The sequence below is a fragment of the Mesorhizobium sp. M0800 genome (assembly GCF_040320095.1).
In the GTDB taxonomy this organism is placed as follows: Bacteria; Pseudomonadota; Alphaproteobacteria; order Rhizobiales; family Rhizobiaceae; genus Mesorhizobium.
Window position 1 is genome coordinate 23,410 of sequence record NZ_JAMYOZ010000037.1, and the last position, 23,002, is coordinate 46,411.

At 63.4% G+C, this 23,002-nt stretch carries 19 protein-coding genes; 7 read left to right on the forward strand and 12 right to left on the reverse strand.

Features of this window, described 5'->3' with window-relative positions:
- Positions 1 to 136: 136 nt before the first annotated feature.
- From NKI18_RS29190 to NKI18_RS29220, 7 genes are all read right to left on the reverse strand, one after another.
- Positions 137 to 1,168 carry a BMP family protein gene (locus NKI18_RS29190; RefSeq protein ID WP_352620593.1) on the reverse strand — a complete coding sequence of 344 codons (1,032 nt, stop codon included), beginning with the start codon at positions 1,166 to 1,168 and terminating at the stop codon, positions 137 to 139.
- Positions 1,169 to 1,698: 530 nt separating this feature from the next.
- Complete coding sequence (pcaF, locus tag NKI18_RS29195) at positions 1,699 to 2,904, reverse strand: 3-oxoadipyl-CoA thiolase (RefSeq protein WP_352620594.1); 1,206 nt, start codon at positions 2,902 to 2,904, stop codon at positions 1,699 to 1,701.
- 140 nt (positions 2,905 to 3,044) lie between these two features.
- Complete coding sequence (locus NKI18_RS29200; RefSeq protein WP_352620595.1) at positions 3,045 to 3,806, reverse strand: SDR family NAD(P)-dependent oxidoreductase; 762 nt, start codon at positions 3,804 to 3,806, stop codon at positions 3,045 to 3,047.
- 12 nt (positions 3,807 to 3,818) lie between these two features.
- Entirely contained in the window at positions 3,819 to 4,631 is an 813-nt protein-coding gene (locus NKI18_RS29205) for an ABC transporter permease (RefSeq protein ID WP_352620597.1), read from the reverse strand.
- Positions 4,631 to 5,494, reverse strand: a complete 864-nt coding sequence (locus NKI18_RS29210) for an ABC transporter permease (protein ID WP_352620598.1) — start codon at positions 5,492 to 5,494, stop codon at positions 4,631 to 4,633. Before NKI18_RS29210 ends, NKI18_RS29205 begins: the two co-directional genes overlap by 1 nt.
- A 76-nt stretch (positions 5,495 to 5,570) precedes the next feature.
- On the reverse strand, positions 5,571 to 6,734 hold the full coding sequence (locus NKI18_RS29215; RefSeq protein WP_352620600.1) for an ABC transporter substrate-binding protein: 1,164 nt from the start codon (positions 6,732 to 6,734) through the stop codon (positions 5,571 to 5,573).
- Positions 6,715 to 7,845, reverse strand: coding sequence for an ABC transporter ATP-binding protein (locus tag NKI18_RS29220; RefSeq protein WP_023678187.1), 1,131 nt, complete (start codon positions 7,843 to 7,845; stop codon positions 6,715 to 6,717). Before NKI18_RS29220 ends, NKI18_RS29215 begins: the two co-directional genes overlap by 20 nt.
- 114 nt (positions 7,846 to 7,959) lie before the next feature.
- Between NKI18_RS29220 and NKI18_RS29225 the strand changes: the two genes are divergently transcribed.
- Complete coding sequence (locus NKI18_RS29225; RefSeq protein ID WP_352620602.1) at positions 7,960 to 8,772, forward strand: helix-turn-helix domain-containing protein; 813 nt, start codon at positions 7,960 to 7,962, stop codon at positions 8,770 to 8,772.
- Between the two features lie 8 nt (positions 8,773 to 8,780).
- Here NKI18_RS29225 and NKI18_RS29230 read toward each other — a convergent pair whose 3' ends face one another.
- Complete coding sequence (locus NKI18_RS29230; RefSeq protein ID WP_353021444.1) at positions 8,781 to 10,850, reverse strand: 3-hydroxyacyl-CoA dehydrogenase NAD-binding domain-containing protein; 2,070 nt, start codon at positions 10,848 to 10,850, stop codon at positions 8,781 to 8,783.
- A 208-nt stretch (positions 10,851 to 11,058) separates the two neighbouring features.
- Here NKI18_RS29230 and NKI18_RS29235 point away from each other — a divergent pair, with 208 nt between their 5' ends.
- Positions 11,059 to 11,772 carry a HEAT repeat domain-containing protein gene (locus NKI18_RS29235; protein ID WP_352620606.1) on the forward strand — a complete coding sequence of 238 codons (714 nt, stop codon included), beginning with the start codon at positions 11,059 to 11,061 and terminating at the stop codon, positions 11,770 to 11,772.
- Here NKI18_RS29235 and NKI18_RS29240 read toward each other — a convergent pair.
- The 4 genes from NKI18_RS29240 to NKI18_RS29255 form a co-directional block, all read right to left on the reverse strand.
- Positions 11,769 to 12,716: an ABC transporter permease gene (locus tag NKI18_RS29240; protein ID WP_352456288.1), complete on the reverse strand. Its 948-nt coding sequence runs from the start codon at positions 12,714 to 12,716 to the stop codon at positions 11,769 to 11,771. The genes NKI18_RS29235 and NKI18_RS29240 overlap by 4 nt on opposite strands.
- Before the next feature lie 2 nt (positions 12,717 to 12,718).
- Positions 12,719 to 13,693 (reverse strand): ABC transporter permease, encoded by a 975-nt coding sequence (locus NKI18_RS29245; RefSeq protein WP_352620608.1) that lies wholly within the window; start codon positions 13,691 to 13,693, stop codon positions 12,719 to 12,721.
- Between the two features lies 1 nt (position 13,694).
- A complete protein-coding gene (locus tag NKI18_RS29250) occupies positions 13,695 to 15,188 on the reverse strand; it encodes a sugar ABC transporter ATP-binding protein (protein WP_352620621.1) in 1,494 nt (497 codons plus the stop codon).
- 74 nt (positions 15,189 to 15,262) lie between these two features.
- Entirely contained in the window at positions 15,263 to 16,276 is a 1,014-nt protein-coding gene (locus NKI18_RS29255) for an ABC transporter substrate-binding protein (RefSeq protein WP_352620610.1), read from the reverse strand.
- A 219-nt stretch (positions 16,277 to 16,495) separates the two neighbouring features.
- Between NKI18_RS29255 and NKI18_RS29260 the strand changes: the two genes are divergently transcribed.
- The 5 genes from NKI18_RS29260 to NKI18_RS29280 all read left to right on the forward strand — a co-directional run bounded on the left by NKI18_RS29260 (position 16,496) and on the right by NKI18_RS29280 (position 22,776).
- Positions 16,496 to 18,907 (forward strand): glucan 1,4-alpha-glucosidase, encoded by a 2,412-nt coding sequence (locus tag NKI18_RS29260; protein ID WP_352620612.1) that lies wholly within the window; start codon positions 16,496 to 16,498, stop codon positions 18,905 to 18,907.
- 100 nt (positions 18,908 to 19,007) lie between these two features.
- Positions 19,008 to 20,024 carry a phosphogluconate dehydrogenase (NAD(+)-dependent, decarboxylating) gene (gnd, locus tag NKI18_RS29265; RefSeq protein WP_352456290.1) on the forward strand — a complete coding sequence of 339 codons (1,017 nt, stop codon included), beginning with the start codon at positions 19,008 to 19,010 and terminating at the stop codon, positions 20,022 to 20,024.
- A 22-nt stretch (positions 20,025 to 20,046) separates the two neighbouring features.
- Entirely contained in the window at positions 20,047 to 21,423 is a 1,377-nt protein-coding gene (gene zwf, locus NKI18_RS29270) for a glucose-6-phosphate dehydrogenase (RefSeq protein ID WP_352456291.1), read from the forward strand.
- Between the two features lie 19 nt (positions 21,424 to 21,442).
- Positions 21,443 to 22,147 (forward strand): ROK family protein, encoded by a 705-nt coding sequence (locus NKI18_RS29275; RefSeq protein WP_352569458.1) that lies wholly within the window; start codon positions 21,443 to 21,445, stop codon positions 22,145 to 22,147.
- A 164-nt stretch (positions 22,148 to 22,311) separates the two neighbouring features.
- Positions 22,312 to 22,776, forward strand: a complete 465-nt coding sequence (locus tag NKI18_RS29280; protein ID WP_352620614.1) for a Ros/MucR family transcriptional regulator — start codon at positions 22,312 to 22,314, stop codon at positions 22,774 to 22,776.
- The last annotated feature ends 226 nt before the right edge of the window (positions 22,777 to 23,002 follow it).

Consider the following 23,002-nt stretch of genomic DNA (forward strand, 5'->3'; position numbering starts at 1 on the left):
CACTTCTGCTTTCGCAAATCGTCAACGCTGAAGAGGAGGGCGCTGTCGGCGAAGCTGCTAATCTCCCCCCTTGAGGGGGAGATGGCCGGCAGGCCAGAGGGGGGTGCGACAAGCACCAACCCCAAAAGACAGAGCTCTAATCCGAGACCGGCGTATTCTCATCGACATCGACGCGGAAATTGCCGTCGAGGATCTCTGCCTTCTTCTTCTCGACCAGTTCCTTGACCTCGGCCGGCAGCGTCTTGTCGAACTTGTGGTAGGGCGCGAGGTAGGAGCCGCCCTTGGCCATGCGCGAGAAATCGCCGTAATCCTGCGCGGTGAAGACGCCGGCCTTGACCAGCTTGATCGCCTGCTCGACGGTCGGATACATGTCCCAGACCGGCCCGGTGATCACGGTGTCGGGGCCGAGGCTCGACTGGTCCGACATGTTGGAGATGGCGAGGATCTTCTTCTCCGCCGCCGCTTCGATGACGCCGAAGCGCTCCGCGTAAATCACGTCGACGCCGGCATCGATCTGGGCGACCGCAGCTTCCTTTGCCTTCGGCGGATCGAAGAACGAGCCGATGAAGGCGACCTTCTTCTTGATGTCGGGATTGACCTCCCTGGCGCCGGCAAAGAAGGCGTTGACCAGCCGGTTCACTTCCGGAATGCCCATCGCCGCGACGGCGCCGATCGTGCCCGATTTCGACATCTTTCCGGCGATCATCCCGGACAGATAGGCCGGCTCGTGGATCCAGTTGTCGAAAACGCCGAAATTCGGCTCGGCCGGCCCGGCGCCGGAGCCGAACAGGAAGGCGGTCTTCGGGAACTGCTTGGCGGTCCTGCGCGATTCGCGCTCGGCGGCGAAGGCATCGCCCAGCACCAGCTCATAGCCGCCCTGCGCATATTCGCGCATGACACGGCTGAAATCGGCGGTCTGCACCTTCTCCGACCATTTGTATTCGATGCCGAGTTCCTTCTCGGCCTTCTGCAGGGCAACGTGGATCTGGTTGTCCCACGGCTCCTCGATCGGCGTGGCGAAGATCGCCGCCACTTTCAGCTTCTTGGTCTTGGCAAAGGCGCTGCCCGGCAGCATCGCTGCCGCCAGGCCGAGCGCGCCCAGCTCCAGCACGTTGCGGCGCGAAAGCCCGTCGCGTTTCGATTGGATTCTGCTCTTTTTGTTGTCCATTGTATGCCCCTCTGTTCGACAGCCATGTCGAGCCGGCTGTTCGGAAAATATAAAGACAGGGAACTATGGAACGACGCCGGACCTTTGTCCACATGGTCAAATTTCGGGTAATGTCTCAGTTTGAAATTTGACGCGATTGAACGTGCCGCAATAGCCGAAGGACGTAAGGCTCTATTTCAAGCCTTCGCGCGGTTGAAAGAATGCTTTCCCACGTTTTTTGCGGTTCATGGCCATTTGCGATCAAGCTCGGCGCGTTGTGAAAGGCGTCCGCGAGCATCCGTGCCTTTTCCGGTTTGTCAGTCCCTCGAATTTCGACGAGAACATAATGCAGAATTATGAGGATTGTATCGTTGGTAATGGGTTGAGGATCGCTCAATTCAAACAGCTTTCTTGCAAGGGCCACACTTTCCCGGCCTAGGCGCAACGGTGTCCATCATTTCGCAAGGATCGCCCATTGACCAGAGCGTCTTTCGCATATCGGGCAAACGAGATAGGCGGCGCCAGGGCTCTGCCCCAGGGCGGCCAAAAGATCAAACGCGTTCGAGCGCCACGGCGATGCCCTGGCCGACACCGATGCACATGGTGGCGAGCGCGTATCTGGCGCCGCGTTCACGCAGCTCCAGCGCCGCCGTGCCTGATATGCGCGCGCCGGACATGCCGAGCGGATGGCCGAGCGCGATGGCACCGCCATTCGGGTTGACGTGCTCCGCATCCTCGGCAATCCCGAGCTGGCGCAGCACGGCGATGCCTTGCGAGGCGAAGGCCTCGTTGAGCTCGACGACATCGAACTGTTGCGGCTTCAGGCCGAGCCGGGCACACAGCTTCTGCGTGGCCGGCACCGGACCGATGCCCATGATGCGCGGAGCGACGCCGGCGCTGGCACCGCCGAGGATGCGGGCAATCGGCGTCAGTCCGCATCTCTTCGCTGCCGCTTCCGAGGCGACGATCAGCGCCGCGGCGCCGTCATTGACGCCCGAGGCATTGCCGGCCGTAACCGTGCCGCCTTGCCGGAACGGCGTCGGCAACTTGGCCAACGCTTCGATCGACGTGCCCCCGCGGGGATGCTCATCTCTGTCGACAACGACCGGATCGCCCTTGCGCTGCGCGATCGTCACCGGCGTGATTTCCTTTGCCAGCCGGCCATTGGCTTGGGCGGCTACAGCCTTGTCCTGGCTGCGCACGGCAAATGCGTCCTGGTCGGCGCGGGAGACAGCGAACTCTTCCGCCACGTTCTCGCCGGTCTCCGGCATCGAATCGACGCCGTATTGCTTCTTCATCAGCGGATTGATGAAGCGCCAGCCGATCGTGGTGTCGTAAATCTCGGCATTGCGCGAAAAGGCGGTCTCTGCCTTCGGCAGCACGAACGGAGCGCGGCTCATCGATTCGACGCCGCCTGATATCATCAGCTCCGCCTCGCCGGCCTTGATGGCGCGGGCAGCAATTATCACCGCATCCATGCCCGAACCGCAGAGACGGTTGACGGTCGAGCCCGAAACCTCCTTCGGCAGGCCGGCCAGCAGCAGCGCCATGCGCGCCACATTACGATTGTCCTCGCCGGCCTGGTTGGCGCAGCCATAGACGACATCGTCGATGGCGGCCCAGTCGATGCCCGAATTACGCTCGACCAGCGCCCTCAGAGGTATCGCGCCGAGATCGTCGGCACGGACCGCCGACAACGAACCGCCGAAGCGTCCGATCGGCGTGCGGATGTAGTCGCAGATATACGCCTCGGCCATTATGCCGCCTCTCTCTTGCACTGACGATTTCTGCTCCCGGCCCGCCATCTTGGCCGCATTCTCCTTGAGACGAAAGCACATCTCGCTGCCGGCCGTTAGGCCAAAGAGAATTTCAGCTGCCGCCCGCCGGGAGCGGCGGATCAGCCGATGCTTTCTCCACCGTCGATCACCAGCGCCTGACCGGTCATGAAGGACGAGCGGTCGGAGACGAGGAACAGGATCGCTTCGGCGATTTCCTCCGCGCTGGCCCAGCGCTGCATGGGAATCTTGGTGCGGACATAGTTCTCGATCGCCCCCCGCCCGCCCATCTGCGCGATGAACGGCTCGTTGAAGGGCGTATCGACCCAGCCGGGGCACAGCGCGTTGATGCGGACATTGTGTTTGGCATAGTCGAGCGACATCTGCCGGGTCATCGCCACCACTGCATGTTTTGACGTTGCGTAGGCGATCATTTCGCGGTCGTAGAACACACCCGAATTCGAGGCGGTATTCAGAATCACCCCGCCGCCTTGCGCGATCATCGACGGCATGACCAGCCTGGCCGCAAGGAACTGCGCCCGCACATTGATCCGCCAGGAGGCATCCATGCCGTCGGCGCCGACTTCGGTCAGCGTGCCGCCGACCTGGATCCCGGCATGATTGTGCAGGATGTCGATCCGCCGATGCCGGCCCAGCGTTCCCGCAATGAGCTGCTCGACCGCCGCATCCTCGCCGACGTCGGTGGCGACGGCCTCGGCCCGACCCCCGGCCGCACGAATGTCGGAAGCGGTTGCTTCCCCCGCCGCCTGGTCCCTGTCGGCGATCACCACGAGCGCGCCTTCCCTGGCCATCATCATGGCGCCGGCACGCCCGATCCCCGACCCGGCACCCGTCACCACGGCGATGCGATCTCTCAGAATCATGTTTTTTGTCTTTCAGTGTGATGGTTTTCGTTGCCGCAGTTGCCATTGGGCAAGCACCACGAGCAGAACGGAGGCGACGAGCACGATCGTCGCGATGGCATTGATCTCCGGCGTGACCCCGCGCCGGATCGAGGCGAAGACATAGATCGGCAACGTCGTCTGTGCGCCGGCGACGAAGAAAGCGACGATGAAATCGTCGAAGGAGAATGTGAAGGCGAGCAGGAAGCCGGCGATCACCGCCGGCATGATCTGCGGCAACACAATGCTGCGGAACGTCGTCAGCGGGGTGGCGTAAAGATCGCTCGAGGCCTCGACCAGATTGCGGTCGAGGCTGCCGAGGCGCGTGCTGACAATCATCGCCACCAGCGCCATCGAAAACAGCCCGTGCGCGGCGATGATCGAGCCATAGCCGAGCGACAGGCGCGGTGGCTGGTCGTTCGGCCACAGCGAAGCGACAAACGGGTTGACCACCCCGAATAGCTGGACCAGCGCGACCAGCGTCGAGATGCCGATGACGACGCCAGGAACGACGATCGCAGCACCCAAAAGCGCATCGAAGACGGCTCGCGTCTGCGCGCCGACACGCGCCAGGCCAAGCGCGGCCGCCGTGCCGCACAGCGCCGCCAGCAAGGCGCTGGTCGTGGCGATGAACAGGCTGTTCTTCAGCGCTTCGACCAGGAACGGGTTTGCCAGGGCCTTGCCGTACCATTGCACCGAGAAGCCAGTGAACTCGCTGGCGTGGTGGCCGGCGTTGAACGAAAACAGTACCACCAGCGCGATCGGCAGGTAGAGAAAGGCAAAGACCGCAACGACGAAGGCACGCATCAGATCAGGTCCACCCGGCGGGCACCCGAAAGCCGGGTCGAAATGCGGTTCGCGGCAAGCAGCACGACCACTGAAACCGCCACAAGTGTGATGGCGATTGCCGATCCAAATGGCCAGTTGCGCGATTGCAGGAACAGATCGACCAGCGCGTTGCCGATGAAGAAGACCTTGCCGCCGCCGAGTAGCGTCGGGATCAGATATTCGCCGAGCAGCAGGATCATGACCAGCGAGAAGCCGGTCATCACACCTGGCAGCGACAGCCGCAGCGTCACGCCGAGGAATGTCGAGATCGGCGTCGCGCCGAGATCGGCGGAGGCCTCCAGCAGCCGGCGGTCGAGCCGCTCGAGGCTGACATAGATCGGCAGGATCATCAGCGGCAGATAACCATAGACGATGCCGAGCAGAACCGCTCCCGGCGTGTTGATCAGCCGCACGTCCTCCAGCCCGACATAGGCCAGGAGAGCTGGGATGCCACGCCCGCCAAGCACATACATCCAGGCATAGGTTCGCATCAGCAGGCTGGTCCAGAACGGGATGACGACAAGCGCCAGCAGGATCAGCCGCCACCGTTCGGGTGCGCGCAAAGCGAGGTAATAGGCGACCGGATAGGCAACGAGAAGACAGGCCAGTGCGCCCGCCGGCGCCAGCACCATGGTGTTCCAGAAGGCGGTCGCCCGCGCCGGAAGATTGGCAAACTGCGCCAAGGTGAAAGCGGCCTGATAGCCGCCTTCCGGCGCCCGCTCGCCGACGCTGAAAACGGCGATCGCCACGAACGGCAAAACTAAAAACACCACCAGCCACGCCGTTGCTGGACCGAGTAGCAGGGCGGTCAGGAGATTGTGACGGAGAACGTTGCCGCGCATTGAAAAAACCGCCCCGGTGCCGGCGGACATCTGTCCGCCGGGGAGTTGCCTGCATCGAGCCTGTGGCCTGCCCGGTTCAAGCCGACTTGAAGCGTGCCATCAATTCGGCCCGGCCCGGATCGGTTAGCGTTGCAGCCGCACCGAATTCGAGCGGCTTCAGCAGATCCGCCGCCGGATAGAGGATCGGATTGTCCAGCACCTCCGTGGGCAGCAGCGCATTGACCCGCGCATCGGTGGAAGGCGCACCGTTGGCCAGGTGCTCCTTGACCGCGACTTTCGGGTTCATCAAATAGTTGAGCAAGGCATAGCCGGCAGGCTTGTTCGGCGCATCCTTGGGTATTGCGTAGAAGTCGGTCCAGATCTCGCCGCCTTCCTTGCCAAGCACGTAGGCGATTTCGGGGATGTCGCGGTGGAGCTGCGCCCCGTCATTGGTCCAGCACATCGTCATCCAGGCGTCGCCGGCACGCATCGACGGCTGGTAGTCGCTGGAGACCGCGAACAGATGCGGCTTGACCTTCAGCAGCAATTCCTCCGCCTTGGCGAGTTCGTCCGGCTTCAGCGAGTTGAACGAGAAGCCGAAATATTTCAGCGCGTTGCCGATCGTGGTCAGCTGGTAATCATGAACCATGGTTCGGCCGTCGCCCTCGGCCATGGCCGTGTCCCAGAATTCCTTCCAGCTTGTCATCGGCTTGGTCAGTTTCTTGGTGTTGACGGCAAAGCCGGTGGTGCCCCAATTCTTCGGCACCGCGTAGGTCACGCCATCGATCGTGCCTTCCCCAGTGAAGCGCGGGTCTTCTTGCGAGCCGTCATAATTGGCAAGCTTGGCCATATCCAGCGCCTCGATGATGCCAAGCTTCTTGTAAGTCGAGATCGTGTAGTTGGTCGGAACGAAAAGGCTCCAGCCCGAGGCGCCGGCCTGCAGCTTGGCCAGCATCTCCTCGTTTGACCCGAACACGTTCACCTCGACGGCAACGCCGGTTTCGGCCTTGAAATTCTCGAACGTCGCCGGGTCGTGATAATTGGGCCAGGTGGCAATCGACATGCGGTCGCCAAGCCCCTCCTGGGCGAAGGCTGGCGACGGCATGATGCCGAGTTCGCGGGCCATTACTGCCGTTGCGATGCCTAGGCCGGTGAGGCCAAGGAACTCGCGGCGGCCGATGGAACCGCGCTTGAGGCGCATCAACTGGTCGACGAATTTTTCAGGGCTTATCGGCAGTCCGTCACGATACGATTTCGACATTTTTGTTTTCCCTCTGGTTGGTCCCGTTATTCTCCGGAAACGCCAGCGGCGTTCCGGCTGTAAAGCCGACGGCGACGGGTTCACCCGGCTTGAAGAGATTTCCACCGCCAACCAGATGATCGGCCTTGGCGAGCAGTGTCCCGATGCCTTGGACCTCGATTGCATATTCCGCGGTGGAACCGAGAAAGATCCGGTTGCGGACAAGCCCGTTCAGCCGGCCGCTTCCGGGCGCGCCGAGACTTAAGGATTCAGGACGCAGGCTGACCGAGACGGCTTCGCCCTGGGCTAGCGAAGTGCGCTTGCGCGCGGCGATGACGGTGCCGTCGGCAAGCGCTACCTCGACGAGCTTGCCCGAGAGCCCGACGACCTTGCCGCTCAAGAGATTGGTCTTGCCGACGAAATCGGCGACGAAGAGGTCGGCGGGTTCGTCGTAGATTTCGCTCGGCTGCCCAAGCTGGACGATGCGCCCGCCATTCATGACGCAGACGAAATCGCTCATCGACAGTGCCTCTTCCTGATCGTGGGTGACCAGGACGAAGGTGATGCCGATCTCGCGCTGCAGGTTCTGCAGCTCTATCTGCATGTCGGTGCGCAGCTTCTTGTCGAGCGCCGCCAGGGGCTCGTCGAGCAGCAGCACCGCCGGCTTGTTGACCAGCGCCCGCGCCAGGGCGACACGCTGCTGCTGGCCGCCGGAAAGCTCATGGATCTTGCGGCGTCCATAGCCGGCAAGCCGAACCATGGCGAGCGCCTCGCCTGCCTTCAGGCTGATCTCCCGCGACGACAGGCGCGGCCGCGCCTGGCGTAGGCCATAGGCGACGTTGTCCGCCACATCCAGATGCGGAAACAACGCATATTGCTGGAACACCATGTTGACCGGCCGCCGATAGGGCGGCGTGCCGGCCATGTCGCGGCCACGGATGAATACCACACCTTCGCTTGGCTGTTCAAAACCGCCGATCATGCGCAAACAGGTTGTCTTGCCGCAGCCGGACGGCCCGAGCAACGCGACAAAGGCAGACGGCGGGATGGCAAGATCGATGCCGCTGACCGCGATCACGCTGCCGTAGCGTTTGGTGACCCCGCGAAACTCGATGTCGGGCACTGCGGTCAAGGCTGCGGGCTCCAGCGGCTAGTTGGTCTCGAAACGCTATCAGAGCCAATGGCGGCTAGTATATACCTCCCAGGTGGTATATTTCATCTATTTTCTCGTCTGGAGGGGTATGAATTGGGCGTTTCACGCAGCGATGAATACAGCCGGCTCGCTGCGCTCATCGCAGCGACGCGGGAGACGAGCGGCGAGCTTTTCGGCAAGACGATGGTCGCCTGGCTCCGCCAGCATGTCAGCTTCGATCATTGCGTGATCTTCGGCTATCGCGGCGCCTCACGCCCGCCGCTGCTGTTCGAGACATTCTCGCCGGCCGAAAGCCACGTCTTCGTCGCGCTCTATCAGGAAGGGCCTTATCTGCTCGATCCGTTCCACCATGCGGCAGTCGAGCGCAAGGAAGGCTTTTGGCGCATGCGCGAATTGGCGCCGGATCGCTTCTATGCCAGCGAATATTACCGCTCCTATTACAGCCAGACCAGGCTTGCGGAGGAGGTCGGCTTTTTCGTGCCGCTGCCGGGAAAGGACGCGCTGGTGGTCTCGCTGATGCGATTGCGCGCTTCGGGGCCGTTCGGAACCGCCGATGCCAGGTTGCTGCGCGACATGGCGCCTGCGGTGATCAGCCTCGTCAGGCTGCGCTGGCCTACCCTTCCGGCTGACGGACCGGTTGGGACGAAGCAAGACGAGGCGATTGCTCCGGTCAGTGAGTTCGAACGTGCTCACATCTGGAAGAGCCTTTCGCTCACGCCGCGCGAACAGCATGTCGTCGATCTGGTGCTTCAGGGCCATTCCACGGAATCGATTGCCAGGGCGATGCGCATCGTGCCGGGAACCGTAAAAGTTCATCGCCGCAACATTTACCGCAAGCTCAAGATAAAGTCGCAGGCGGGTCTGTTCGCGCGTTTTGTCGAGATCATGGACGCACGGATTCGGTAGTCCCAAGTTCAACCGGCAGCGCCGTCCCAGGAACCGGTTTCGGCCATCTGCCTGAGCCGGGGTGCCACTCGAAAGACATCCTTGCCGGTCTGCTGGTGCCAGTGATCCAGCCGCCGGATGATCTTGTCCACGCCTTCGAGGCTCGCCCAGAACATCGGCCCGCCCTTGCCGACCGGGAAGCCGTAGCCGTTGACCCAGACGACGTCGATATCGGAGGCGCGGGCGACAATCTTTTCCTTGAGGATTTTGGCGCCCTCGTTGATCATCGGATAGAGCGTCCGCTCGATGATCTCCTCGGCGCCGATCGCGCGCGGTGCAATACCGCGCTCGGCAGCCTTGTTGCGGATCAGCGCCTCGACATCGGGATCGGGCAGCGGCGTGCGCGAACCGCCTTCGTAGCGATAGAAGCCGCTGCCGGTCTTCTGGCCGAAATGTCCCTGTTCGCACAACGCATCGGCGATCACGGCCGTCTGGCCACGCGCCTTGCGGTTGCGCCAGCCTATGTCGAGGCCGGCGAGATCGCTCATCTCGAACGGCCCCATCGGCCAGCCGAAATCGGTGAACACCTGGTCGACCTGGCGCGGCATTGCGCCTTCCAGCAGAAGCGTCTCCAGTTCCGCACCGCGCGCCGCCAGCATGCGGTTGCCGACGAAGCCGTGGCAGACGCCGACAACGACCGGCACCTTGCCGATCCGCCGTGCCAGATCGACGATGGTCGCCAGCACGTCGGGCGAAGTCTTGTCGGCGCGGACGATTTCCAAAAGCTTCATGACGTTAGCCGGCGAAAAGAAATGCATGCCGAGGAGATCCTGCGGCCGCGACGTCGAAGCGGCGATTTCGTTGACGTCGAGATAGGAGGTGTTGGTGGCGAGGATCGCGCCCGGTTTGGCGACGGCATCCAGCCTGCCGAATACCTCCTTCTTGACCGCCATTTCCTCGAACACGGCCTCGACGATCAGGTCGCAATCGGCAAGATCGGCATAGTCGGTGGAACCCTTGAACAACCCAAGCCGTTGGCGCTTGGCGTCTTCGCTCAGCGAGCCGCGGATGACGGAAACCGCATAATTCTTGTTGATCGTCGCCAGCCCGCGCTGCAAGGCCTCGTGTGTCGCTTCCAGCAAGGTCACGGGGACGCCGCCGTTGGCGAACGCCATGGCGATGCCGCCGCCCATCGTGCCGGCGCCGATGACGCCGACCCGGGCGATCTTGCGCCTGACGACGTCCTTGCCGGCAATCTTTGCCGCCTCACGTTCAGCGAAGAACAAATGCCGCTGCGCGCGTGATTGGCCCCCGGCGACAAGCTTGACGAACAGGTCGCGCTCCGCCGCCAGCGCTTCGTCGAAGGGAAGCGTCAGGGCGTTGCGGACCGACTGCGCACAGGCGATCGGCGCCTCGAGGCCGCGTGCTTTGCCGGCAAGCACTGCCGCTTCCTTGTCGAACGCCGGCAAGTCGGCCTGGTCGAGGCGATCATTGCGGTCGCGCACCGGCGTGAACGGACCGCCTTTCGCGGCCGTTTCGTTGGCGAAACTCACCGCTTGCGCGGTCAGGTCGCCATCGAAGACGGCATCCACCAGGCCGGCGGCGAGCGCCTCGGCCGCACCGATCGGCGTTCCCGAAACGATCATGCTGAGTGCCTTCAGCGGACCAACCAAGCGCGGCAGGCGAACCGTGCCGCCGCCGCCCGGCAGCAGGCCGAGCTTGACTTCCGGCAGGCCGAGCCTTGCCGTTCGGTCGGCAACACGGAAATGGCAGCCGAGCGCCAGTTCCAGGCCGCCGCCGAGCGCAGTGCCGTGAATGGCCGCGACCGTCGGCTTGGCGATGGTTTCCAGCATGGCGACTAGGGCGCCCAGGTCCGGTTGCCGCGCCGGCTTGCCGAATTCGGTGATGTCGGCGCCGGCGACGAAGGTCCGCCCGGCGCATGCTATCACGATTGCTCCGACCGACGGCTCGTCGCGCAGGGAAACGAGCGCCTGCATCAGCGGCTCGCGCACATGGAAGCTCAGCGCGTTGACCGGCGGATTGTCGATGCTCACCACCGCGACGTTGCCGTGCCTTGTAGTGCTGACGAAATCGGACACGCAAACCTCTTGCAAACGATGCTGGCGAAGGCGCGATTGGCTTTACAGCGCCAATGCTCTCATGGAAACCGGTGTTTTCGTCGGGTCGATCGGTCGTCAGGACCGGCCGGTGGAGTCAGCCGGCGGGTAACGATTGACGTCGTCGCTTTGGATGTAGAGAGTATCGATTCGAACACAACCAACATTTTGGCCGTCGCCAACACCAGGAATGACCAAAGATTTAGCGGGAGAGTCCACTGCCGTTCTTATGGACGAAGCCCGGTACGGCGATCATGACCACGATCTAAGCTACAGAGCCGGGCAGGAACTCCTAAGGAGATGGAGGCGAGGAGTTGATCTGGAGTTTCTCGTCAGCCTCATGCAGTCCGAGAAATCCAGCGACCGGCTCCGCGCGGCTTACTGCCTTGGCGAGTTGGGCGAAGCAGTCGAAGTCCTGAAGATACCGGCAACGGAGTTTGCAAGCGACCCCCTCCCCGATTGCCGAGTTGCCTTCGTGAATTACATGTCTACATCCGGCTGCTACGACGAAGCGATCGCCAAGGCTTTGGCGAACTGCCTACTGGATCTTGACCTCTATGTGAGAACGACAGCGATCAAATGGGCGGTCCGCACGACGGTCGATAGACTGCAAGAGTTGTCTCGGTTGGTGTTGTCCGGAACTGGCCGATTTGAATTGAAATTTCGCAATCCGCTCAGCAACGACTTCTGGGAAAAAGCTCTTCGAGAACGCGGAATACGTGGCATCGAAATCATTCGGCGCTTGCGCGCTGGCGAAGAAGTCCAGCACATCAGGAAGGGAGTGTCCGGAGAAGACAGCTTCGTTCTTGACAGCATTCTTTTTTCGAGAACCCGTGGGGAACGCTCTTCGAAATGGGAAAAAATGAAATCGAAAGATCGATCGCCCTCACCTGATTCTTGCTAGCGCAGCGCCTTCTGCCCGCCGGCGGCGGTGATGACGCCGACGATGATCAGCCCTGTCAGCACCAGGCGGACGCCGACGCTGACACCGAATGTGTTGAGCATGGTCAACAGCAGCACCAGGAACAGCGCCGCGCCCCAGACCCCCGGCACATTGGCCTTGCCGCCCGCCACTGACGTGCCGCCGATGACGACGACCGCGATCGAGGCCAGCAGATACTCATTGCCGATATCGACATTGGCGCCGCGGAAATAGCCGGCGAGCAGTGCGCCGTCGAGGCCGCCGAGCGCGCCCGACAGCGTGTAGGTGAGGAAGCGGGTGCGGCCGACATTGACGCCGGCCAGCCAGGCAGCGCGGATGTTCTGGCCGATCGCCAGCACCGAGCGTCCGTAGATCATGCGCTGCAAAACGATGCCGGCGCCGATGGTGAACAGCACCGTGAGGATCGCCAGCACCGGGATGCCGAAGATCTGCCAGTTGGTGAAATCGGCAAAGCCCGGCGGCGGCTTGATCTGCAGGCCCCGCCCATAGCTGATATCGACCGACTGGATTACGAAGCTGGCCGACAGCGTCGCGATGATCGGCGGAATGCGCAGCGCCCAGATCAGCAGATAGTTGACGGCGCCGATCGCCATGCCGCAGGCAAGCGCTGCCAGCAGGCCGACCGCGATCATCGCATCATTGCCGTCCATGACCTTCATGGCGACGGCGCTGGCAAGGCCGATATTGGCCGGCAGCGACAGGTCGACATTGCCCGGCCCGAGCGTGATGACGAACATCTGCCCGACGCCGACGATGACCGTGAAGACGGCGAGCGACAGCGCCGCCGTGATCATGCCGCCGCCGCCATAGCCGCCGGTGAAGGCGATGGTCGCCAGCCACACTAGCAGCGCCCCGAAGAACGACCAGATCCAGGGTCTGGCGAGCAGTGTCCGCAGCGATGCCATGCTCACCTCTCCCTGCGGCTGATCAGCACCCGCGCCGCCAGCACGATGATCAGGATGGCGCCATTGGCGGCGACCTGCCAGTCGGGCGGAATGTGCATGAACGTCAAGAGGGGCGATGCCGCCAGCGCCAGCGTCAGCGCGCCGATGACGGCGCCGATCGGCGACACCCGGCCGCCGACGAACTCGCCGCCGCCGAGGATGACGCCGGCGATCGAAAGCAGCGTGTAGCCATTGCCGATATTGGCATCGGCCGAGGTGGTGATGCCGATCAGCGCCATGCCGGACAAAACGCCGAACAGGCCGGTCAGCGCAAACAGCGCGATCTTGGTGCGCAGCAGCGACCAGCCGGCGCGTTTGAGTGCGGCTGAATTGCCGCCCGATCCACGCAGGATGGCGCCGTAGGAGGTGCGCATCAGGCCAAAGTGGACGACGGCCGCGATCAGCAATGCCGCGATGATCGGGAACGGAATGAAGGGTGGCTTGAAGGCCATCAGCGCCAGCAACCAGTCCGGCGCCTTGCCGCCGGGCTTGGGCAGGATGAGGATGGCCATGCCCTGCCAGACAAAACTCATGCCGAGCGTCACCACGATAGAGGGCAGGTTGCGCAGATGGATCAGCGCGCCGAGCAGCGCGTAGACGCCGATCGACCCGAGCAGGATCACGACGCCGAGCAGCGGCGCGTCCTTCAGCCATGTCGCCGTCACGCAGCCGACGAAGCCGACAAAGGTGCCAATCGACAGATCGAGCTCGTTGCCGGCGATGACGAACATCTGCGCGATCGTCGCCAGAGCGATCGGGATCGCCAGATTGAGCATCAGGCTGAAACCGAAATAGCTGATGGCGCGCGGGTTGAGCCAGGCGATGGCGATGAGCACCAGCGCCAGCGACAGTGCCGGCAGCAGGCTGCGCAGCATGCGCGCCCGCCTCGTGGCGCGAGCCGAAGTTTTTAACCCATTCTCGACGGATACCGCTGTCATCTCAGGCCGCATCGCCGAACGACGACTGGATGATCTTTTCCTCCGTCAGTTCGTCGCGACGAAGGTTGGCGACGATCCGGCCGTTCTTGAACACATAGATGTGGTCGCAATTGTCGAGCTCTTCGGTTTCGGTGGTGTACCAGAGGAAAGTGCGGCCATGGCGAGCCTCCTCGCGCACCAGGTCGTAGACTTCGAGCTTGGTTCCGATGTCGACGCCGCGCATCGGATCGTCCATCAGCACGATCTTGGCGTCGGAGCCGAGCGCCCGCGCGAACAGCGCCTTCTGCTGGTTGCCGCCGGACAGCGAGAAGATGTTGTTGTTCATGTCGGGCGTACGGATGCCGATTTTCCGCTGCCACAACTCGGCGAGCTCGGCTTCGCGCTGCGGCGAGATCAAGAGGCCGTTGCGCAATCGCGCCAGCGAACGGATGCCGATGTTCTCGGCGATCGACCATTGCGGAAAAATCCCGTCCGACTGGCGGTCGCCGGCAACCAGCGCCACCGGCGCGGTAACCTCGATGCCGGTCTTGGCGCGGGAAGCCGCGGCAAAGATCGCCAGCAAAAGATCGGTCTGCCCATGCCCGGCAAGCCCGGCAAGGCCGATGATCTCACCGGCACGGGCGACAAGCTCGTTGCCGTCCTGCTGTCGCGCCGGACGCGCCCGGACCCGCAGCGGACCGGGCTCGGGCTTGCCGCTCGCAATCTCTGCGGCGGTCTTCTCGCGCGCCTCCGCTCCGCCCATCGCCGTCACCAGCCTGTCGCGGTCGAATTGATCGGCCTGCCCGGCGGCGACCACCTTGCCGTCGCGCATCACCACGATGCGGTCGGCGTTTCCGAGCACTTCGCCCAGCACATGCGAGATCAGGATGCAGCTCTTGCCGGCGGCTATGAAGCGGCGCACGAACGCCAGCAGCTGGCCGGCGGTTTGCGCATCGAGCGAGGATGTCGGCTCGTCGAGGATAACCAGCTCGAGCGGCTCCTGCGTGACCGTGAAGGCGCGCGCCACCTCCACCATCTGCCGGCTGGTGATGGAAAGATCACCGACGATGTCGGATGCCGAGATGCTGTGGCCGGGGAATATCTCGTCGAGCTTGGCGGCGATCAGATCGGCCGCCTTGCGCCGCCAGCCGAAGCCATGCAGCGACGCGTGGTTGATCCGCGTGTTCTCGGCGACGCTGAGGTTCGGGCAGAGCGACAGCTCCTGGAACACACAGCGTATGCCGAGCTGCTGCGCGCGCGGCACCGAATAACTTGCCTCGACACCGCCGCGGACCGCGATCTGCCCGCTGTCGGGGGCGAGCGTGCCCGCCACCATATGCATGAGCGTCGATTTTCCGGCGCCGTTATGGCCGACGAGACCGACGCATTCTCCGGCACGAACGCTGAAATCGACACCGGCGAGCGCCCTGACGGCGCCGAAATGTTTTTCGGCTCCGTCCAGTCTTATGATGTCCAAACTGACGGCGCCGAAAAGCTTTTCGGCGCCGTCCGGCATGATGATGTCTGCATTGGCCTCGGGCATCCCTCAACGATACCCGGTTATCCGTGGCGGCAACAATAGTGCCATGCTCACTTGATGTTGGCCTTGATCGCCGCGACGGCGTCTTCCTGCGTGTATTCGTGGCTGGCGACGCCGCCCTTCGGAATCTTCGGCAGCGCGGCCTCGAAATCGTCCTGGGTGAAGGCAAGATAGGGCACCAGCAGGTCGTGCGGCACGTCGGTGCGGCCGTCGAGCACCTGCTGCGCCACCCAGAAGGCAAGCGTCGATACGCCCGGTGCGATCGATGCCGACCAGGTCTGGTAACCGTCCTTTTCCTTCTGCTCCTTCCACCACTGCAACTCGTCCTGGCGATTGCCCATGATGATGGTCGGGCGTGGCTTGCCGGCGGCGGCGAAAGCCTGCGCCGCGCCGTAGCCGTCACCGCCCTGGTCGACGACCCCGACAACATCCGGCAGCGACGGCAGGATCGTCGCTACGGCTTTCTGTGCCGTGGTCTGGTCCCAGTCGCCGGTCACCGAGCCGACGATCTTGAACTCGGGATGAGCAGCGACGCCTTCGAGGATGCCGGCATGGATGGCATCGTCGATCGAGGTGCCGGCGAGGCCGCGGATTTCCAGCAGGTTGCCGCCCTTGGGCTGGAACTTGGCCATCTGCTCGACTTCCTGCTTGCCCATGTCCTTGAAGTCGACGACGACGCGGTAGGCGCAGGGTTCGGTGACGATGCCGTCGAAGGAGACGACGACGATGCCGGCGTCGCAGGCCTGCTTGATGGCGCCGTTGAGCGCATCCGGAGACGCCGCGTTGATGACGATCGCGTCATAGCCCTGCAGGATCAGGTTCTGCACTTGGGCTGCTTGCGTCGGCACTTCCTTGTCGGCCGTCGTGAAGACGTCCGCGGCGCCGACCACCTTGTCGGCAACCGCCTTCTTGGTAACGATGGCGTAGCTGTCCAGCATCGCCTGCCGCCAGGAATTGCCGGCGTAATTGTTGGAGAAGGCGATTTTCTTGCCGCTGGTGTCGGCAAGCGCGGTACCTGCGGCGAGCATCGCCGCAAGAGCCCCCAAAACGAATATTTTCCTCATGTCATACTCCTCCCGTGAGTTGCTGTCTTACTGGTGGTTAATGGCTGGCTGGTGGGGTATTGGCTGATACGCTCACAATCTTGTTTTTTATCTATTATCAGACAAATGCAGATAGGCGGCAAGCTGTCAACAGCAATCCATGTCCGGCGATCAACTTGCGGTGCAATCATTGAAACCGGTTCGACTCCTGGTCTAGGGATGGCACTGGAGACCGATTGAATGGCGACGAACCTTGCCCCGGGTGCACCCGGCATTCCGGCGCGCTGGACCTCGAGCGCCAAGAGCGGCGTCGGCACCGCGCTCTCGCCGGCCTGCCCGATCTGGTTCACCATCAGCCACGGTATCCTCAACGAGATCTATTACCCGCGCCTCGATAGCGCCTGCACTCGCGATCTGGGGCTGATCGTCACCGGACCCGACGGCTATTTCTCGGAAGAAAAACGCGACGCCGAACACAGTATCGAACCCCTGGCGGACGGGGTGCCTGCCTACCGGCTGGTCAACACCGCAAGCGATGGAACCTACAGGATCGAAAAGCGCATCCTGACGGATCCGGAACGTCCCGTCTTGCTGCAGGAGATTATGTTCACGCCGCTCAAAGGCGCGGCCGCCGACTACCGCGTCTACGCGCTGCTGGCACCGCACCTCGTCAACGCCGGCATGGGCAACACCGCCTGGATCGACGACCATGAAGGACAGCCTGTCCTGTTTGCATCGGGACGCGGCACCTGCCTGGCGCTCGCCTCGTCGCTGCCGTGGAAGGCGTGCTCGGCCGGCTATGTCGGCGTCTCCGACGGCTGGCAGCAGCTTCGTCAAGGCGGCCGGCTCGATCCGGCCTGCCGCAGGGCCGAGGACGGCAATGTCGCGCTGACCGGCGAGATCGCCTTTTCGGCTGCGAACCCAAAAATATTGCTGGCACTGGGCTTCGGCACGACGCCGCAACAGGCGGCGGAAACTGCTTTCGCCAGCCTGAAGCAATGTTTTGGGCCCGCAGCCAGATCCTACGTCGACAAATGGCGCAAATGGCAGGCCGGATTGCTGCCGCTGGACCGGCATGCGGCGTCCGGCCTCAACAGCTACCGCCTCAGCACGGCGGTGCTGGCGACACACCGGTCGTCCGCCGGAGCAGCCGTTGCCAGCCTGTCGATCCCGTGGGGCTTCAACAAGGGCGACGACGACCTCGGCGGCTATCACCTGGTCTGGCCGCGCGATCTGGTCGAAACCGCCGGCGGCTTCCTCGCCGCCGGCGACCCGGCGGAAGCCTTGCGCATCCTTGGCTATCTGCGCGCGATCCAGCAGCCGGACGGCCATTGGCCGCAGAACGCCTGGCTCGACGGATCGGCCTATTGGCCGGGCATCCAGATGGACGAATGCGCCTTCCCGCTGCTGCTTGCCGACGCACTGCGCCGCGCCGGCCATTTGCCGCCTGCGGTACTCTCCTCCTTCATGCCGATGATCGAGCGCGCGGCCGCCTACGTCGTGCGCAACGGCCCGGTCACCGGCGAAGACCGCTGGGAAGAAGACGCCGGCTACAGCCCGTTCACACTTGCGGTCGAGATCGCCGCATTGCTTGCGGCTGCGGACATCTTCGATGCCGCCGGCAAAACAGAGCCGGCAAACTATCTGCGCGAAACCGCCGATGTCTGGAACGATCAGATCGAACGCTGGACCTACGTCGCCGGCACCGCCGCATGCGAGCAAGCCAGCGTCGAAGGCTACTATGTCCGTATCGCCCCGCCCGACACCGCCGGCGCGGCATCGCCGAGGGACGGCTTTGTGCCGATCAAGAACCGTCCGTCCGGCGATGCGAACCGCCCGGCCGAAGCGATCGTCAGCCCGGATGCGCTGGCGCTGGTCCGCTTCGGCTTGCGGGCAGCCGACGATCCGCGCATCCTCGACACGGTCAAGGTCATCGACGCGCAATTGCGCTGCGAACTGCCGCAGGGCCCGCTCTGGTACCGCTACAATGGCGATGGCTATGGCGAGCATGCCGACGGCGCGCCCTTCGATGGAACCGGCCGGGGCCGGCCCTGGCCGCTGCTGGTCGGCGAGCGCGCTCATTACGAGCTGGCGGCAGGCCGTAGGGATAGTGCGGCAAGCCTGCTCAGGACGTTCGAGAACTCTGCCGGACCGGGCGGCCTGCTACCGGAGCAGGTCTGGGACGGTCCCGACATGCCGGAGCGCGAATTGCGGCATGGCGGGCCCTCCGGCAGCGCCAAGCCGCTGGTCTGGGCGCATTCCGAGCACATCAAGCTGCTGCGGTCGCTGCGCGACGGCACGGTGTTCGACATGCCGCCGCAAGGCGTCAAGCGCTATATCGAGGGCAGGACGGTGTCGCGCTTCAGGGCATGGCGCTTCAACCACAAGATCCGTAGCATCCCGGCAGGCAAGGCGCTGCGCATCGAACTTCTGGCCCGGGCGGTGGTTCATTGGAGCAGCGACAATTGGGCAACCGTCCATGACACCGAGACCACCGCGAACGCTTTCGGCATCCATCTTGCGGAATTGCAGGTTGCCGAGATTGCTACGGGCAATAGCCCGGGCAATAGCATTGTCTTCACTTTCTTCTGGCCCGATAGCGGCCATTGGGAGAATGCTGACTTTTCTGTCGGCATCGGCGATACCGGATAGAGCATGATCCCGCAAAGTGGAGACCGGTTTTCGGAAAAGATCATGCTTCAATCACAGCGCCACTAGATCATCGATCCCTCAAGTAAGGCAGGACGAGACCATGCAGATAGGAATGATGGGACTGGGCCGGATGGGCGCCAACATGGTTCGGCGCCTGCTGCGTGATGGCCACGAATGCGTCGTCTACGACATCAACCCGGCGAGCGTCGCCGCGCTTGTGAGCGCCGGCGCGGTCGGAGCCGCCTCGATGGAGGAGTTCGTCGGCAAGCTGGCGAAGCCGCGCAGCGCCTGGCTGATGCTGCCGGCGGCGATCACCGGCAGGATCGTCGACCAGGTGGCTGCCCTGATGGAGCCGGGCGACATCATCATAGACGGCGGCAATTCCTATTATCATGAGGCCGTCGACCACGCCGCGCGCCTCGCCTTGAAAGGCTTGAGCTATGTCGATGTCGGCACCAGCGGCGGCGTCTGGGGCCTCGAGCGCGGCTACTGCCTGATGATCGGCGGCCCCGACAGCGCGGTCCAGCATCTCGATCCGGTCTTTGCAACGCTGGCGCCCGGCGCCGACGCCGCTTCGCCTGCCCCTGCCAAGGATGCCGGAACCGCTCCCTTCGGCTATCTCCACTGCGGACCAAGCGGCGCCGGCCATTTCGTCAAGATGGTCCATAACGGTATCGAATATGGCGTTATGGCCGCCTATGCCGAAGGCATGAACATCCTGAAGTCGGCGAATGCCGGCAAACGGCAGCGCACCGCCGACGCCGAAACCAGCCCGCTGGAAAACCCGCAATATTACCAGTTCGACATCGACATCGCTGAAGTGGCCGAGGTCTGGCGGCACGGCAGCGTCATCGGCTCGTGGCTGCTCGACCTGACGGCCGGCGTACTGAAGGCCGATTCGTCGTTGACGCAGTTCGGCGGGCGGGTCTCGGATTCCGGCGAAGGCCGCTGGACGCTGAAGGCGGCGATCGACACCGGCGTGCCGGCGCCGGTGCTGTCCTCGGCGCTGTTCGACAGGTTCTCCTCGCAAGGCGAATCCGAATTCGCCGACAAGCTTCTGTCCGCCATGCGCTATGCCTTTGGCGGCCATGTCGAAAAACCCAAGGCCGGCTCGTGACGGGCGACAGGGAGGTACGCCCATGAGCCAGGAACGATCGGACACGCTGGTGCTTTTCGGCGCCACCGGCGATCTCGCCCACAAGAAGATCTTCCCCGCCCTTTACGCCATGGTGGCCAAAGGGACGCTGAACGAGCCGGTAATCGGCGTCGCCTTCGATCCCTGGGACCTCGCCAAGCTGCAGGCGCGCGCCCGCGACGGCATCGTCAACGCCTTGGGCAGCATCGACGACAAGATCTTTGCCAGGCTTGCATCGCTGCTGCGCTATGTCAGCGGCGACTATCGGGCGCCTGCGACCTTCGAGAAGCTGAAGACCGCGCTCGGCAGCGCTGAGCGGCCGCTGCACTATCTGGCGGTGCCGCCGGCGATGTTCGAGGTGGTCGTCCAGGGGCTGGAGCAGTCGGGCGCCGCCCAGGGCGCGCGCCTGATGGTGGAAAAGCCGTTCGGCCACGATCTGCAATCGGCGCGCTGGCTGAACCGGGTGCTGCATCTGGTCTTCGACGAGAAGTCGATCTTCCGCATCGACCATTATCTCGGCAAGGAGGCGATCCAGAACCTGCTCTATTTCCGCTTCGCCAATTCCTTCCTCGAGCCGATCTGGAACCGCAATTACGTCGAGAGCGTGCAGATCACCATGGCCGAGGATTTCGGCGTCGAGGGCCGCGGCCGCTTCTATGACGAGGTCGGCTGCATTCGCGACGTCATCGAAAACCATCTGCTCAACATCCTCTTGCTGCTCGCCATGGAACCGCCGGTCGGCCGCTCGGCCGACGATCTCATCGACGAGAAGGTGCAGGTGCTGCGGGCGATCCGGACGCTGACCAGGGACGATGTGGTGCGCGGCCAGTTCGACGGCTATCTCAACGAGCCGGGCGTGGCGCCGAACTCGCCGGTCGAGACCTTCGCGGCGGTGCGCTTTTTCGTCGATACCTGGCGCTGGCAGGATGTGCCGTTCTTCATTCGCGCCGGCAAATCCCTGCCGGTGCACGCCACCGAGGTCATCGTGCGGCTGAAGCGGCCGCCGCTCGACGTCTTCGATCCGATCAAGCCCGGCGACTGCAATCACGTGCGCTTCCGCATCGATCCTCAGGTGGCGATCTCGATCGGAGCCCGGCGCAAGGCGCCCGGCGATGACATGGTCGGTGAGCAGGTCGAGCTCACCGCGCTCGACGATTCGAAGGGCGACATGCCGCCTTACGAGCGGTTGATCGGCGACGCCATGAACGGCAACGGCCAGCTGTTCACCCGCCAGGACGCCAGCGAGCTCGCCTGGCGCATCGTCGGCCCGGTGCTCGGCGACACCACGCCGCCCCTTGTCTACGCGCCAAAGACCTGGGGGCCGGCCGAAGCCATGGCTGGATTCGGGCCGCAGAACGGCTGGATCAATCCAGCGAAATGATTTCTGGGAGGCGAAAGCGATGGCCAAGGCGATGAAGCAGCCGGCATCGGAGGAAGAAAAGATCGTGCTTGCGATCGATATCGGCGGCTCGCATGTCAAGATCCGCACCAGCGCCGGCGGCGACGAGCGCAAGACCGCTTCCGGACCGGAGCTTACGCCGCAGCAGATGGTCGCGGCGGTGAAGACGCTCGCCGAAGGGCTGCACTACGATGTCGTCTCGATGGGCTATCCGGGCCCGGTGCATCACAACCGGCCGCTGACCGAACCCGCCAATCTCGGCAAGGGCTGGGTCGGCTGCGATTTCGCCGCCGAGTTCGGCAAACCGGTCAAGGTCGTTAACGATGCGCTCATGCAGGCCATCGGCAGTTATGAGGGCGGCCGCATGCTGTTCCTTGGCCTCGGCACCGGCCTGGGGGCCGCGATGATCGTTGATAACGTTGCCCAGCCGATGGAGCTTGCCCATCTTCCCTACAAGAAGCGCGGCAGTTTCGAAGACTATGTCGGCGAACGCGGCCTGCAAAAGCGCGGCAAGAAGAAATGGCGCAAACACGTCTTCGACGTGGTCGACCGGCTTCGCGCCGCCATGCAGCCGGATTACGTGGTCATCGGCGGCGGCAATGTCGACGAACTCACCGACTTGCCCGCCGATTGCAGACGCGGCGACAACACACGCGCCTTCGAGGGCGGATTTCGACTATGGCGCGACAAATCCCTGATTATTTGATATTGCTGATTGTCTGATATTATCGAGCACCGGCTCAGGGTTGTTAATCCCGCGCTGCCGTTAGTATTATTATTCAAAATAATGTGTGACGTGGTGCGGCGTCATTGCATTGCGCAGATTTGCCGACTAGGAATTTCTGCGACCCCCATGGACGGAGAGATAGATTGACCGACGACAACAACAACGCTCGCAAAGACATCGACCTGCTCGAGCTGACCGCCCATATCGTCTCCGCATACGTCGAGAAGAACCGCTTGCCGGCTTCCGGCCTCGGCGATCTCATCGCCAGCGTCAGCGCTTCCATAGGCGGCCTCGGGCAACCGGCAGTGCCGGTCGCCGCACCGCTGACGCCTGCCGTCAATCCCAAGAAATCGGTGACGCCGGACTACATCATCTGTCTCGAGGACGGCAAGAAGTTCAAATCCTTGAAGCGCCATATCGGCGTCCATTTCGGGCTGACGCCCGACGCTTACCGCGCCAAATGGGGCCTGCCGTCTGACTACCCGATGGTCGCCCCCAACTACGCAGCCTCGCGTTCGCAACTGGCCAAGGCGATCGGCCTCGGCCGCAAAGCCCCCCCGCCCACCCCCGTCAAGGGCCGGGGCAGGAAGGCCAAGGCGACGGCCTAAAGCATCGTTCGAAGCCCTGCAAACGCAAGCCTTCGAAGATTGGCGGGACAGCGCCCCCCTCTGTCCTGCCGGACATCTCCCCCTCAAGGGGGGAGATCAGTTGCCTCGCCGATGGCGCTACTCTTTAGAGCCTTTCACGTTTTGATGGAAGCGTAGCCGGCGTTTGCGAAGTAGTTGTTGCATTCGGTTGCCTCGATCGTTTCAACGAGGTGGCCGATGTGGCGCC

Bases quoted from the DNA above. Each gene is read 5' to 3' on its own strand.
- NKI18_RS29200 (WP_352620595.1), bottom strand. From the start codon at position 3,806: ATGATTCTGAGAGATCGCATCGCCGTGGTGACGGGTGCCGGGTCGGGG.
- zwf (WP_352456291.1), top strand. From the start codon at position 20,047: ATGAGCCAGGAACGATCGGACACGCTGGTGCTTTTCGGCGCCACCGGC.
- NKI18_RS29245 (WP_352620608.1), bottom strand. From the start codon at position 13,693: ATGACAGCGGTATCCGTCGAGAATGGGTTAAAAACTTCGGCTCGCGCC.
- NKI18_RS29205 (WP_352620597.1), bottom strand. From the start codon at position 4,631: ATGCGTGCCTTCGTCGTTGCGGTCTTTGCCTTTCTCTACCTGCCGATC.
- NKI18_RS29275 (WP_352569458.1), top strand. From the start codon at position 21,443: ATGGCCAAGGCGATGAAGCAGCCGGCATCGGAGGAAGAAAAGATCGTG.
- NKI18_RS29240 (WP_352456288.1), bottom strand. From the start codon at position 12,716: ATGGCATCGCTGCGGACACTGCTCGCCAGACCCTGGATCTGGTCGTTC.
- pcaF (WP_352620594.1), bottom strand. From the start codon at position 2,904: ATGGCCGAGGCGTATATCTGCGACTACATCCGCACGCCGATCGGACGC.
- NKI18_RS29260 (WP_352620612.1), top strand. From the start codon at position 16,496: ATGGCGACGAACCTTGCCCCGGGTGCACCCGGCATTCCGGCGCGCTGG.
- NKI18_RS29210 (WP_352620598.1), bottom strand. From the start codon at position 5,494: ATGCGCGGCAACGTTCTCCGTCACAATCTCCTGACCGCCCTGCTACTC.
- gnd (WP_352456290.1), top strand. From the start codon at position 19,008: ATGCAGATAGGAATGATGGGACTGGGCCGGATGGGCGCCAACATGGTT.
- NKI18_RS29215 (WP_352620600.1), bottom strand. From the start codon at position 6,734: ATGTCGAAATCGTATCGTGACGGACTGCCGATAAGCCCTGAAAAATTC.
- NKI18_RS29190 (WP_352620593.1), bottom strand. From the start codon at position 1,168: ATGGACAACAAAAAGAGCAGAATCCAATCGAAACGCGACGGGCTTTCG.
- NKI18_RS29250 (WP_352620621.1), bottom strand. From the start codon at position 15,188: ATGCCGGACGGCGCCGAAAAGCTTTTCGGCGCCGTCAGTTTGGACATC.
- NKI18_RS29255 (WP_352620610.1), bottom strand. From the start codon at position 16,276: ATGAGGAAAATATTCGTTTTGGGGGCTCTTGCGGCGATGCTCGCCGCA.
- NKI18_RS29235 (WP_352620606.1), top strand. From the start codon at position 11,059: ATGACCAAAGATTTAGCGGGAGAGTCCACTGCCGTTCTTATGGACGAA.